Source organism: Caulobacter sp. LARHSG274, from assembly GCF_052871235.1.
The window spans coordinates 13,744-27,478 of the sequence record NZ_JBIXJO010000003.1 but is presented as its reverse complement, the minus strand read 5'-3'; the positions used below and the strand labels follow the sequence as shown (position 1 = coordinate 27,478).

Annotated in this window: 7 protein-coding genes; 4 read left to right on the top strand and 3 right to left on the bottom strand. The window is 67.9% G+C overall.

Annotated elements, in window-relative coordinates; translation table 11 throughout:
• Positions 1-12 precede the first annotated feature (12 nt).
• A complete protein-coding gene (locus ACIPQB_RS08405; RefSeq protein ID WP_446484765.1) occupies positions 13-441 on the bottom strand; it encodes a hypothetical protein in 429 nt (142 codons plus the stop codon).
• 701 nt (positions 442-1,142) lie between these two features.
• Between ACIPQB_RS08405 and ACIPQB_RS08400 the strand changes: the two genes are divergently transcribed.
• On the top strand, positions 1,143-2,987 hold the full coding sequence (locus ACIPQB_RS08400; protein WP_446484764.1) for a glycoside hydrolase: 1,845 nt from the start codon (positions 1,143-1,145) through the stop codon (positions 2,985-2,987).
• A 65-nt stretch (positions 2,988-3,052) separates the two neighbouring features.
• Here the strand turns inward: ACIPQB_RS08400 and ACIPQB_RS08395 are convergent, their stop codons facing one another.
• On the bottom strand, positions 3,053-5,641 hold the full coding sequence (locus tag ACIPQB_RS08395) for a glycosyl hydrolase 115 family protein (protein WP_446484763.1): 2,589 nt from the start codon (positions 5,639-5,641) through the stop codon (positions 3,053-3,055).
• Positions 5,642-5,819: 178 nt separating this feature from the next.
• Here ACIPQB_RS08395 and ACIPQB_RS08390 point away from each other — a divergent pair, with 178 nt between their 5' ends.
• Positions 5,820-6,872, top strand: a complete 1,053-nt coding sequence (locus ACIPQB_RS08390; protein ID WP_446484762.1) for a LacI family DNA-binding transcriptional regulator — start codon at positions 5,820-5,822, stop codon at positions 6,870-6,872.
• 64 nt (positions 6,873-6,936) lie between these two features.
• Here ACIPQB_RS08390 and ACIPQB_RS08385 read toward each other — a convergent pair whose 3' ends face one another.
• Positions 6,937-9,075, bottom strand: coding sequence for a beta-glucosidase (locus ACIPQB_RS08385; protein ID WP_446484761.1), 2,139 nt, complete (start codon positions 9,073-9,075; stop codon positions 6,937-6,939).
• A 409-nt stretch (positions 9,076-9,484) separates the two neighbouring features.
• Here ACIPQB_RS08385 and ACIPQB_RS08380 point away from each other — a divergent pair, with 409 nt between their 5' ends.
• Both ACIPQB_RS08380 and ACIPQB_RS08375 read left to right on the top strand, forming a co-directional pair.
• Entirely contained in the window at positions 9,485-11,872 is a 2,388-nt protein-coding gene (locus tag ACIPQB_RS08380) for a TonB-dependent receptor (protein WP_446484760.1), read from the top strand.
• A 194-nt stretch (positions 11,873-12,066) separates the two neighbouring features.
• Positions 12,067-13,608, top strand: a complete 1,542-nt coding sequence (locus ACIPQB_RS08375) for a tryptophan halogenase family protein (protein WP_446484759.1) — start codon at positions 12,067-12,069, stop codon at positions 13,606-13,608.
• The last annotated feature ends 127 nt before the right edge of the window (positions 13,609-13,735 follow it).

Genomic DNA, 13,735 nt, shown 5'->3' with positions numbered 1-13,735 from the left:
CGGCCGCGCGGATCAGGCGACGTGGGCGAGGTGGGCTTTGGGCGGGCGGTCTTGCTGGAACGCGTCGATCCCCTTGCGGAGATCATCGTTCGACCCGAAGGGCAGGGATGACGAAGACCAAGCGACGGCCAAGCTTAAGCTTTCCGTCAAACCGAAGACGGATGGCCCATCGTGGTGGTGGTGGTGGTTCAGGCCTGGGGCGGCCGGGTCGGACGACGGTTCATCGGCGACGGTCTGTGCGGCCGGGGTATCGTCGTACTCGCCGTGATCGGCCGCGATGTACGTGTGATCATGGTCGCCGTCTTGCTCATGCTCGGGAGAATCCACGACGGCGCCTAAGAAGGCGTTGGCGGCGTGAGCGCGGCCGGCGTCGTGCAGGAGCCGATCAACCGTGGCGATGGGCGTCTGAACGACGAGCATCGCCATGAGCATGACGGCCATCGCCGCCACGCACCGACCCAGCCGACTGTCCGGACGTGCAATCACAGGTTCTCCTCAGCGCTCGGACGCTGTGCGCCATTGTCGCGTGTCGGCGCGTGAACGGCAATGGCGTGCATCGATGCACCACCGACGGCGCCTCGGATGGCCTGCGCGTACTCGATCAGCGGCCCCGCGGAGCGAGGCCTCGTCGCGGATGCTCCGATATTAGTAGGTTTTGGGTCAGCCCCAAAAATTGATGCAATTTATGGGATTGTGATCTGCGAATAGATTTCCAGAGCTGCTCGTTGGCTCGGGGCGTTTCGCCAAAGTTGCCGACGTTGGTTTCGGATTCGGCGCAGGTCGCGGCGGCGGCCAGGGCCTCGTTTTTCTAATGGCGGCAGGAGCGACTTCATTGAGCTTCAGGGGCGTCTGGCTCCGTCGGGTCTTCGGTGCGTGTGGGTGATGGGCGCAATCGGTGGCGCTCCGCCCTGGCGCGCAAGGGCCCAGGCGCCGAACGGCCAATCCGAGCCTGCCGCTCCGGCGCGCCAGAATCCGAGGGTGCGCTGGAAAGCACCACGACGGCCATGCAGACGGTTCAGGGCCGCGAGATGAGTGCGGGATTGGCAGCCTTAGCCCGTCCGTCCGGGAATCCGGTTCGTCGATTCATCCAAGGAGCACCCATGATCCGAACATCGCCTCTATTGGCCGCGCTCTTTGGACTGATGGCTTCGGCCGCGATGGCCGAGCCGATCAGCTTGCACGCCGGGGCGGTCGCCTATGTTGTCGATCCCGCCACGCTGGAGATCAGGGCGCGGCCGGACGGCGCGGCGACCGTGCCCCTGACGCCGCCGCTGCACCCGCCCGAGGCCGTGACGGTCGCGCTGGAGGGGGGCGGCTGGCGCTGGACCGACGCCGAGGGCCGCGCGTTCGCGGTGTCCGTCGAAGGCGAGGCCCTGCGTCTGCGGATTTCCGGCCCGAAGGGCTCCAGCCTGGCCTGGTCCATGCCCGCGGCGACCGGCGGGACCTGGCTGGTCCCCGACGGAGAGGGCATGGCTTACCAGGCCGACGATGCGTTCTGGCGCACGGCCTACCGCAAGGAGGGATGCCTGGGCGGCACCAGCCTGCTGTCCTTCCCGGCCTGGAGCCATCTGGATCGAAGCTGGGCGGTCACCTACGCCCTGGGCGACGGCCTGCTGTCGCAGCTGTGCCTGCGTGACGAGAACGGTCTGCAGGTCCGGTTGAAGCACGACTTCGACGACGGCGCCCAAACGCTGGACCTGTTGCTGGCGCTGCGGCCGCCCGAACCCTTGGCCCCGGCGCTGTTCTATCGCCAGGTCCTGAAGGCGCGGGGCCAGTTCAAGAGTTTCGCGGACAAGGCGACCCCGGACCTGCCCCGGCTGTTCGCCGCGCCGCACGCCTATGTCTGGGGCGACGGCCGCGACCTCGGTTTTCTCGACGACCTGAAGGCTCTGGGCGTCGATCGTATGGTGCTCAGCTACGACCAGGACCCCCGAACCCAGAAGCACCTCGTCGGGCCCGCCTACCTCGCCAAGGCCAAGGCGCTCGGCTACCTCGCCGGCCCCTATGAGGCCTTCGACAACGCCCAGCCCGCCGCCACCGCCGACATGCCGTCGGCCATCTGGAGCGACGATCTCTATCCGGCCGGCTGCTTCCAGGATGCGGCCGGCAAGGTCGTGGTCGGCTTCGCCAATCGCGGCTGCGAGTTGTCGAGCGAGGCGATCGTCCGCCGACGTGGATCCTTCGTGCCGGCCGAGCGCTATGCCGGCCATATCGCCGACGGCGCCAGCCAGGTGTTCGTGGACGTCGACGCGTTCGGGGACTTCCTGGAGGATTTCAGCCCCGACCACCCGATGTCCTTCGCCCGCGACCGCGCCAACCGGCTGGCGCGCCTGGGGCTGGCCATCGACAGGTTCAAGCTTGTCCTGGGCTCTGAGAACGTCACGGCCTGGAGCAGCGGCGTAGCCCATTATTCGCACGGCACGGCCCAGGCCCACGCTTCGGCGATCTGGCCGATCCACGCCGACCAGAAGCGGTTCGGCGGCTATTGGCCGCCTGAACGGCAGGGCATCTATTTCGCGCCGTTCCAGCCGACGCCGGACGAGGCGCGGGCCCTCTTCGGCGCCGCCGACCGCCTGCCGCTGTTCGAAGCGGTGTTCCATGACTCGGTCGTCGCCCTCGATCGCTGGGAGTTCGGCCTGATGAAGGTTCCCAGCGAAGCGCGGCGACGGTTTGCGCGCTCGCTGCTCTATGGAACGCCCACGATCTGGAACCTCGACCGGCGCGAATTGGCGCGCGTCGGGCCGTGGCTGAAGGCGGCGCAAGACGATTTCCGGCAGGCGCACGGCGCAGAAGCGCCCATCGCCCTGACGGGTTTCCGCTGGCTTACACTCGATCGCCTGGTGCAAGAGGCGCGCTATGCCGACGGCCGCATCCTGATCGCCAATTTCAGTGCGGCGACGTGGCAGGGGCTGGCCCCCGATTGCGTGCGGGTGACCAAGCCGAAGCGGACTCCGATCGATCTTTGCCCGCCAGCCGGCCCGGCTTAACGGACGTCGACGCTGCCATCTGCACCGGCGTCACGATCGGTAGGGCAGGGTGTGAGCGAGCGCGTTCAGCGCATGTCGACGATCAGTTTCTCCAGCACGACATTGTCGTCCAGGCGCCAGATCCTGACCATGTGCGCGCCCGCCGCGACGTCCGGGAAGAGGGCCTCGACGATGTGGGCATGGTCCTTGACGGCCGCCACCCAGGCGGCCTGTTCCGGCGTCGAGGCCGAGCCCGCGGTCGGGACCAGATTGGCCCTCACTACCTGGACCGGGCCGTCGTCGAGCGAGACGCCGATGCGGAGGCCCTTGCCGCCGGTGGTATCCAAGGTTGGAGCCAGGCGCAGCCGGACCTTGATCGGACCCGAGCGTGGAACCGACACGGCATAGTCCAGCCGAACGCCGTCGCGGACGTCCGTCGAGGGGCGCCCCTGCGGCAGGGCCACCACGGCGTCGCCCTGGCCGAGATCCGACAGCACCGTCCAGGCCAGGCCCTTGCCGCCGACCGCGCGGTCGAACTTTGCGGCTTCGATGGTGATCAAGCGCGGATCGCTGGCCGTCATGCGCGCGAACCTGACCTTGGCCGACAGCTTGTCGGGCGGGGTGTCGGCCGCCACGCGGGTGATGCTGGGCATCGACTGCTGGGTGGGGTCGTTCCAGATCACATAGCTCATGTGGACCTGGTTCATCATGCCGTCCCACTTGCCGCCGTTCAGGGCGTGATATCGCGCGGTCAGGTCGGCGTCCCGCTTGAAGGCCGTCTCCACCTGGTCGGCGAAGGCGTTGGCGCGGGCGTCGTTGCGTGAGGCCAGCCGTCGGTTCCAGGCCGTGGCGTAGTACATCTCGTAGAGGTTGGAGAGCGCCAGGACGGGATATTCGACCAACTGGAAATAGGCGTCCCGCTGGTCTGGGCGCAGGCGGGTCTTGATCGCCTCGACCTTGCCGACCAAGCGCCGCCAATCCTCGACGATGTCGCCGAACTGGCCGCCGTCCAGCACCGGGCCGGTATCCGCGCCGATGGGGAAACTGTCCTGGTCGATCAGTTCGGGCTTGCGCCGCGAGGCCTGGGTTCCGTAGGCGGCCATGACCGCGCCGATCTCCGGGCCCAGCTCGGAGCCGAAGGTCTCGCCGGCCCATTGTCGGGGGAAGGCCTCCAGCGCCTCGGGCGTCATCGCCTCGGGGTTCCAGGCCATGCGCAGGAAAAAGTCGAGCGGATATTCCAGCGGCTTGATGTCCCCGACATTGACGATCCACAGGCTGCGCGCGCCGCGCTCGTAGGCCAGGTTCATCTGCTGCCAGGTCTTGGCGATCTGGTTGGTGTTGATCCACTTGTAGTTCCGCGGCGCCCCGACATAGTCGAAGTGGTAGTAGACGCCGTAGCCGCCGGCCCGGTCGAGCGGGTCCTTGCCCGCCACGGGCAGGCGGCGGATCTGGCCCCAGTTGTCGTCGGCGAACAGCAGGGTCACGTCGTCGGGCACGCGCATGCCGTGGTCGTAATAGTCCAGCACCTCCTTGTAGAGGGCCCAGACCTGCGGGGTCTTCTCGGGCGGCTTGCCGGTGACTTCGGCGATGATCTGGCGCTGGTCGGCGACTACCTTTTCCAGCAACTGGGTGGCCGCGCCCTCGGCCATCGGCTCGTCGCCGTCGCCGCGCATGCCGACCGTCACCAGGCTCTCGTAGGGCGTGCCATCACCCTTCGACATCATCCGCTCGATCCCGCCCCGCCAGAAGGCGCGCAGGTTGTCGCCGTTGGTTACGTAGTCCCAACGGCCACCGGTCACGCCCTTGTCGGTGTTGCGATGCCATTCGTCCTGGGCCCGGGTCATCGGCTCGTGGTGCGAGCTGCCCATGACCACGCCCATCTCGTCGGCCAGGACCTTGTTGCGCGGATCGTCGTCATTGAAGGCCTTGGGCGCCCACATGGCCGGCCACAGATAATTGCCCTTCAAGCGCAGTGTCAGCTCGAAGACGTGGCCGTAGAGATCCGCGTTGATCCCGCCGAACTTCTTCTTGGCCCAGCCGCTGAAGGCGGGATCCTCGTCGTTGATGAAGAAGCCGCGATACTTGACGCGGGGATGGTCGGCCCTCGCGCCGGCGGTCAGGAAAAGATCGGTCTTGCGTGCGACCGGCACGTCGGCCCACCAGGCCCAGGGCGACACGCCGATGCGCTCGGAAAGATCGTAGGCCCCGTAGACCGCGCCGCGCCGGTCGGCGCCGACGATGACCAGGGCGCGAGGAATGTTGGGCAGGGGCCGTTCGACCACGACCTGCCGGAAGCCTTCCCACTGGCCCGCCAGGTCCTCGACCTTCAGCTTGCCGTCGCGGATCAGACCCTCGATCACCGGACTGGCGCCCAGCACGCCGATGATCACCGTCGGGCCATCGGCCTTAGCGAGATCCGAGAGCCTGGCCGCTTCACTGCCGCTGACGCGTCCCAGGTCGCCACGCAGGCTCTCGGCCGCGTGGCGCACCGCCGGATCGGCGGCTGCATCGACATAGACCGCCGCGGGCGCACCCTTGCGGATCAGCGCCAGGCTCGACGCCTTGCCTGTCGCGCAGACGCTGACGGGCGTGTCGCAGGCGAACGCGCCCGGCGCGGCCGCCAAAACCAAGGCCAAGCCGCCCGCCACGGCGGTCAGGAATTTGTGGGGGCTCACGCTTCCTCCAGGCCTGGTGCTTGCATCAACCGAGAGTCACCTGGACAATATGACAGAGAGGTCTGACCATAGCGGGCCGGTCGGAACGCACAAGAGGTCGTTGTCTGCTCAACAGCCGCAAGACAGGGTGTTTCGTCCCGGTTACGGTCGTTCGAACCTTGGGAGAAACGGATTCTGAATGGCGAAGCGGCCGGCTACGATCATCCATGTCGCCGAAAAGGCGCGCGTGTCGGTCAAGACGGTGTCGCGGGTGCTCAACGACGAGCCCAATGTCACGCCGGACCTGAAGGCGCGCGTGCTCGCGGCCGTCGAGAAGCTTGGCTACAGCCCCAGCAAGGCGGCGCGGACCATGGCCGGCTCGCGCTCCTACCTGCTGGTGGCCTTCAACGACCGTCGCCTGACGCTGGACAACTGGCGCAGCGAACGCGGCAACGAGTGGATCGACCAGATGCTGTACGGCGCCATGCTGCGCTGCGAGCAGTCGGGCTACCACCTGATGTTCGAACTGGTCGACCGCGAGTCGGATCAGCTGGAGAAACAGATCACCGCGGTGCTGTCGTCGCTGCAGCCCGACGGCGTGATCCTGACCCCGCCCAACTGCGAGAACCCGGTGGTCCTGGGCGCACTGAAGAAGCGCAATATCCCGTTCGTGCGCCTGAACACGCCGGTGCGGGGGCAGGGGGCGCGAGTCTACATGGATGACCGCGCCGCGGCCCGCCAGGCGACCAAGCACCTGCTGGGCCTGGGCCATAGGCGCATCGGCATGATCGCCGGCGACTACCGGTTCTCGTCGTCGATCCTGCGGGTCGAGACCTTCCAGGCCACCATGGCGGCGGCCGGCCATCCCGTGCCGGACGCGCGGATCTACAACGGCGACTTCACCTTCGAGGCCGGGATCGCGGGCGCGAACGCCCTGTTGGACCTGGCCGAGCCGCCGACCGCGATCATGGCGTCCAACGACCAGATGGCGCTGGGCGTGGTCAGCGTGGCCCAGGCGCGCGGTCTCTCCGTGCCGGGCGACCTGTCGATCCTCAGCTACGACGACACGATCGGGGTGCGGCTCAGCGTGCCGTCCCTGACCGCGGTGCGCCAGCCGGTGGCCAAGATGGCCGAGATCGCCGCCGACATGCTGATCACCGCCAGCGCGACGGGCGAAAAACTGGCGGCCGGCAGCACCCTGGCGCCGTTCGAGCTGATGGTGCGGGCCTCGACGGGGCCGGCGCCGAAGTAGGCTTCAAGCGTGCGCTTTCCGGGTGTGGCGGGCGGAGCGACTTTCGTGAACCGCTCGTGGCGGCTTACCTCCCGTCGTACGACACCGGCAGCGTCCTGGCAGGCAGGGTCACGTCGGCCTTGGTTCCCAGGTCGCGGGACGAGGCGCCCAGGGAGACCTCGTAGGCGCCGGCGGCGATGGTCCAGGCCTTGGCCTTGGAATCGAAGGTCGCCAGCAGGCGCGGGTCGACGGTGACGCTGATCTTGGCGCTGGCGCCCGGGGCCAGGTCGACCTTGCTGAAGCCGGCCAGGCGACGCGGCGCCTCCCAGCCGGAACCGCTCTTCGGTCCGACATAGACCTGGGGTACGGCCTTGCCGGCGACCTTGCCGGTGTTGCTGACGGTGAAGCTGACGGTCAGCCTGTCGCCGACCAGGCGGGTCTTCAGGTCGCCATAGCGGAAGGTCGAATAGGATAGGCCGTGGCCGAAGGCGAACAGCGGCTGGCGGCCCTTCTGGTCGAACCACTTGTAGCCGACCGCCGCGCCCTCGATGTCGTAGTCGACGTCGCAGAAGGCCTCCGGCTTGGCCGGATCGCAGTCGATCGTCGGGCGCGGCAGCTGGTCGACGCTGGCGGGGAAGGTGATCGGCAGGCGCCCCGACGGATTGACCGCGCCGGTCAGCACCCGGGCGATCGCCGCGCCGCCGCTGGTCCCCGCGTACCAGGCCTCGACCACGGCCCCGACCTTGGACAGCCACGGCATCAGCACAGGACCGCCGGTCTCCAGCACCACGGCGGTTCTGGGATTGGCGGCGGCGACGGCGTCGATCAGGGCGTCCTGGTCGTCGGCCAGGGTCAGGGAATAGTCCTGGGATTCCGCGGCCCACTGGTGGGCGAAGACGATGACCAGGTCGGCCCCGGCGACGGCCCTGGCGGCGGCGGCCGGATCGGTTCCGTCGTCATAGGCGAAGGTCGCGCCGGGATTGCGGGCCCGCAGCGCCTTCAGCGGCGAGGAGGGGTGGTAGACGATCGGGCCGGGGAAGCCCTTGGGGCCCAGCCCCTTCACCGCCATGCCGCCGATCGGGAAGACCTGCGAGGAGCCGCCGCCCGACAGCACGCCGACATCGGCGTGCGAGCCGATGACGACGATCTTCTTCGCCGCCTTGGCGATGGGGAGCAGGCCGCCGTCGTTCTTCAGCAGGACGATGGCCTCTTCCGCGTCGGCCTGGGTGACCTTGGCGTGTGCGGCGAAGTCGATCGGGCCCTTGACCACCGGATGGTCGAACAGGCCGTGGGCGAACATCGAGCGGGTGATGCGCCGGGCCATCTCGTCCAGCCGCGCCTGCGACACCGAGCCGTCGGCCAGGGCGGCCTTCAGCGGCGCGCCGAAGAACGGCTGCTTGTCGAAGGTGTAGGCGGACTCCTGGTCCAGGCCCGCATTGGCGGCCTTGGCGGTGGAGTGGGTCGCGCCCCAGTCCGACATCACATAGCCTTTGTAGGCCCAGTCCTTCTTCAGGACTTGGTTCATCAGGTCGTCGCTCTCGCACGCATAGACGCTGTTGACGCGGTTGTAGGCGCACATCACCGAGCCTGGGTCCGACTGCTCGATGGCGAACTCGAAGGCCAGGAAGTCGGACTGGCGGGCGGCGGCGTCGGCGATGTTGGAACTGACCGTCATGCGGCCGGTCTCCTGGCCGTTCAGCGCCCAGTGCTTGATGGTCGAGATGATGTGGTTGGACTGGATGCCGCGGATCTGGGCCCCGACCATGGTCCCGGCCAGCAGCGGATCCTCGCCGCCATATTCGAAATTGCGGCCGTTGCGCGGGTCTCGCGCCAGGTTGACGCCCCCGGCCAGCTGGACGTTGAAGCCCGAGGAACGCGCTTCGGAGCCGATCATCGCCCCGCCCTGGAAGGCCAATTCCGGATTCCAGGTCGCGGCCGTGGCGATGCCGGAGGGCAGGGCGGTCCGCTCCAGATAGGGATCGCTCGACTCGCGCTGGGTGGCCACGCCGACGCCGGCGTCGGTTTCCCATTGCGGCGGCACGCCCAGGCGCGGGATGCCGGGGATGTAGCCGGCCGACCCCATGCGGGCCTCGGCGTGCGGCGTGAACTTCGGCTTCTCCTGGTTCGAGCCGAAATAGCCGAACACCAGGGTCAATTTCTCGTCCTGCGTCATTTGCGCAACGATCAGGTCGGCGCGTTGATCGGCGCTCAGCCGGGGGTTCATCCAAGGTTTCGCGGCGGGGGGGGGGGGGGGGCGGGGGGGGGGGGGGCCCCCCCCCCCCCCCCGCCGCGCTCAGCCGGGGGTTCATCCAAGGTTTCGCGGCGCTCACGGCGGCGGCCTGGGCGTGAGCGGCCGCCGCCGCGAGCGCCGTCGTCAGCATCAGGGCCGTCACCAGACCCCGCATTTGCTGTCGCTTCATTGTTCCTCCTCCCGCTTATGTCTTTGGCTATACGCGCAACGTTCTTTGTCAGATCTCGTGAATCGGTGACTGTTTTCAGCTATTCATGAAAACTCATATGGATTGTATAACTAAGTCGCAAATAGATCGTTGATTGACAACGTTGTCCTACTGTAGCTATTCACAACACGCAAGTCGCGACCAAAAAGATCGCGAGCAGGGAGAGGGACAAAGATGAAGCTCCGTAGAACGCTATTGGCCGGTTCCTCGGTCGTGACGGCCCTGATCGCCGCCACCGCCGTGCAGGCCCAGACCGCACCGGCCGCGGCCGACGCCACCCAGCTTGAAGAGATCACGGTCACCGCCACCAAACGCGAGACCAACCTGCAGGACACGCCGATCGCCATCAGCGCCTTTGGTCAGTCCGCGCTGGACCGCCAGCAGGTCAAGGACGTCACCGACCTGGCCAAGTTCGTGCCGTCGATGGCGATCAACCAGCAGGGCGACCAGGGCGCGATCCTGATCACCATGCGCGGCATCGGCAACGACACCGCCTTCACCGAAGTGGCCGACCCCGAGGTCGCCATCTATGTCGACGGCATCTATTCGCCGCGCGCCCAGGGCGCGGCCGTGCTGATGTACGATGTGGACGCCGTCGAAGTGGCGCGCGGTCCGCAGGGCACGCTGTTCGGGCGCAACGCCACGGTCGGCGCCGTCAGCATCCGCACCGCCAAGCCGACGCTGGGCGACTATTACGGCAACGCCGAGGTCGTGGCCGGCTCGTACAATCGCCTCGGCGCCCGCGTCGCCGTCAACATGCCGATCTCGGACACCTTCGCTTTGCGGCTGGCGGCGATCACCGAGCGCCACGACGGCTACGCCGACTTCCAGCGCCCGCCTGAAGCGCCGGGGATCAACCCGTCGGCCTTCGTCACCCAGGGCAAGAAGTACTACGCTCAGGACCAGCGCTCGGCCCGCCTCAGCGCCCTGTGGAAGCCCACCGACGCCTTCACCTGGAACGTCAATGTCGAGGGCTACCAGGACACTGGCGCCCCGATCATCGCCCTGGCCCAGACCCCGCGCGCCGGCCAGAAGAAGTGGTCGGCCCTGATCGACACCGCCCCGCAGAGCGACCGCTTCTCGTACGGCGTGCGCAGCACGATGGACTATTCCATCAGCGACAAGGTCGGCCTGACCTACGTCACCGGCTGGCAGCGGGTGGGCGGCAGCGCCGACAGCGACGCCGACGGCGGCATCCTGGGCGTGACCCGTCCCGACGGCTCGCTGACCAAGGGCGGCTTCGGCGAGAACCACACGGTCTGGTCGCGCAACGACGCCTGGAGCCATGAAGTCCAGCTGAAGTCGCAGGGCGAGCAGGTCATCGACTGGATCGTCGGCGGCTACTACAGCCACGAAGACAACTCGATCCGCTTCGACATCGACCAGCGCGACGGCTATCGCGACGGCCCGATGAGCTGGTCGGGCAGCTTCATCCAGGCCAAGCGCACCGTCGAGTCCAAGGCCGCGTTCGGCCAGGCCGTGTGGCACATGAACGACCGCGTCCGCCTGACGGCCGGCGTGCGCTACACCGACGACACCAAGCAGGACCAGGGCGGCCGGAACGTCACGTTCAAAGGCTATGCGGACTGCCTGACGGCCGAGGCGGGCGTGGGCGGCGGCCATCCCGAGCGCTGCGATATCGGCATCTTCGGCCGCGATCGCAGCGCCAGCGCCGCGCAGCTGCTGGCCTTGCTGGGCCCGGGCTACAGCATGAGCAACAACGACGTGAAGGGCAGCTGGGACAAGTTCACCTGGCTGGGCCGCGCCGACGCCGACCTGACTGACGATGTGCTGGTCTATGGCAGCGTCAGCACCGGCTTCAAGTCGGGCAACATCGAGGACGGCGGCCTGCTGGCCAATCCGGAAACCCTGACCAATTACGAAGTCGGCTCCAAGATCCGCTTCCTGGACGGCCGGGCCACCTTGAACCTCGCGGCCTATTACGAGGACTTCAAGGGTTACCAGGTCAACCAGGTCGTCACGATCTTCAAGCCGGACGGCACGGTCGACAAGTCGCAGGTGGTGACCACCAACGCCAAGGGCGCCCAGGCCTACGGGATCGAGGCCGAGCTGACCGCCAATCTGACGGCCAACGACCGCCTGCAGATCTCGGCCACCGCCCAGGACACCAAGATGGAAGAGCTGATGGCCGCCGACGGCCGCATCGGCCCGAACGACGCGGCCCATGCGGTGCAGCTGAAGGGCAACGAACTGCCGCACGCGCCGCACTTCTCGGGCACGGCGGCCTATGAGCATACCTTCGAACTGGCCAACGGCCGGGTCATCCCGCGGATCGCCACGCACTTCGAGAGCAAGAGCTGGCTGTCCTATTTCAACCAGGGCGCCCCGGACCAGCAGAAGAGCTACACCCGCACGGACGTGACCCTGCGCTACGAGCCGGCGGAAGCCCCCTGGTCGGTCGAGGCCTTCGTCCAGAATCTGGAGGACAAGAACATCAAGACCGGAGCCGGCGCAGCCGGCGTGCCGAACTACGATCCGGTCTGGACCGCGGTCTACCAACCGCCCCGCACCTGGGGCGTTCGCCTGAAGACCAAGTTCTAGGCCCGTCTCTAGGCGCGGTCTTCGCCCGGACCGCGCCTCAGGAGCGATGCGTCCCCTCCGACGCGTCGCTCCACCCCTTCCATGAGCGTATTGCCCCCAAGATTGCGCTCTCCCGGGTGACGACGCCCCCAGTCGTCACCCGGGATTTTCTTTTCCGCGCCGAGCCGCCAGGATCGTCCCATGGGAGCCGCGCCATGACCGGAAACCGGATCGTCATCGTCGGCGGCGGCACGGCCGGCTGGCTGACCGCCGCCTACCTGGCCAAGCGCCTGGGCGCCGACCGGCCTGACGGCGCCCGCATCACCCTGATTGAAGCGCCGGATATCGCCACGATCGGCGTCGGCGAGGGCACGTTCCCCACCATCCGCTCGACCCTGGCCGAGCTGGGGGTCAGCGAAGCGCGGTTCCTGCGCGAGAGCGCGGCGACCTTCAAACAGGGCGTCCGCTTCGTGGACTGGGAACGGCGTTCGGCAAACGGCAAGTCTTGCGAATACTTCCACCCGTTCAACCTCCCGCTCCGCCCCAACGGCCGCGACCTGTCGCCCTATTGGCTGCTGGACCGCCAGGCTGGCGGCGCCCTGCCGTTCGCCGACGCGGTGACGACGCAGGGGGCGATCATCGCCGACGGCCTGGCGCCCAAGCGGCTGGAGGACCCCGATTTCCAGGGGCCGATGAACTACGCCTACCATTTCGACGCCGCGCGCTTCGCCGACTTCCTGCGCGACGTGGCGGTCGAGGCGGGGGTCACGCACCTGAAAGGCCGGGTCGACGGCGTAACCCGCGACATGCGCGGCGACATCGCCTCGATCCAGGCGGGCGACCTGGGGACGATCGAGGGCGACCTGTTCGTCGACTGCTCGGGCTTTCGCGCCCTGCTGATCGGCGAGGCCCTGGGGGCGCCGTTCAAGCGGATCGACGACGTGCTGTTCAACGACCGCGCCCTGGCGGTCCAGGTCCCCTACGAGACGCCCGACGCGCCGATCAATCCCTACACCCTGGCCACCGCCCACGAGGCTGGCTGGACCTGGGACATCGGCCTCGATAGCCGCCGGGGCGTCGGCTACGTGTTCTCCAGCCGCCATACCGATGAGGACCGGGCCGAACAGGTGCTGCGCGCCTATGTCGGCAAGGCGGGCGAGGGCCTGGCGCCGCGGCTGCTGAAGTTCCAGACCGGCTATCGCGAGCGCCAGTGGATCGGCAACTGCGTGGCCGTGGGGCTGTCGGCGGGGTTCTTCGAGCCGCTGGAATCGACCGGGATCATGCTGATCGAGGTGGCCGCGACGATGATCGCCGAGGTCTTCCCGCTGCGCGACCGAGCCGCCCGCGACGCCGCCGCCCGCACCTTCAACGCCGCCATGGCCGGCCGCTTCGAACGGATCGTCTCGTTCCTCAAGCTGCATTACTGCCTGACCAAGCGCGACGAGCCCTACTGGCGCGACAACGCCGACCCGGCGACCTGGCCGCAGGCTCTGAGCGACCTGCTGGCCCAGTGGAAGCATCGGCCAGTGTCGCGGTTCGACTTCCTGGTCGACCTGGAGACCTTCCTGCCGTCCAGCTATCAATACATCCTCTACGGCATGAACGCGGCTGCCGACTTCGCGCCGGTCGAGGGGCGCTACGGCGAGGACGCGCTCGCCCGCCAGAGCTTCGCCAAGGTGGCCGAGGCGGCGCGGGAAGCGCTGAAACATCTGCCGCCGCATCGGCGGCTGGTCGAGGCGTACTACGGGCGGGCGTGACGCGCCTTTGCGTTCCTCCGCCGGTTTGAACCTGGCCGGCCACAGGTATCAGCGGGTGAAGCGCAAAGAGTCAAAGTCAAAAAAGGGCGATCTTGGCCCGTTTGTGTGTCCCCCGTCGCACGGTAAG

Coding starts and splice junctions, on each gene's coding strand:
- ACIPQB_RS08405 (WP_446484765.1), bottom strand. CDS start 441: ATGGCCGTCATGCTCATGGCGATGCTCGTCGTTCAGACGCCCATCGCC.
- ACIPQB_RS08400 (WP_446484764.1), top strand. CDS start 1,143: ATGGCTTCGGCCGCGATGGCCGAGCCGATCAGCTTGCACGCCGGGGCG.
- ACIPQB_RS08390 (WP_446484762.1), top strand. CDS start 5,820: ATGGCGAAGCGGCCGGCTACGATCATCCATGTCGCCGAAAAGGCGCGC.
- ACIPQB_RS08385 (WP_446484761.1), bottom strand. CDS start 9,075: ATGAACCCCCGGCTGAGCGCCGATCAACGCGCCGACCTGATCGTTGCG.
- ACIPQB_RS08380 (WP_446484760.1), top strand. CDS start 9,485: ATGAAGCTCCGTAGAACGCTATTGGCCGGTTCCTCGGTCGTGACGGCC.
- ACIPQB_RS08375 (WP_446484759.1), top strand. CDS start 12,067: ATGACCGGAAACCGGATCGTCATCGTCGGCGGCGGCACGGCCGGCTGG.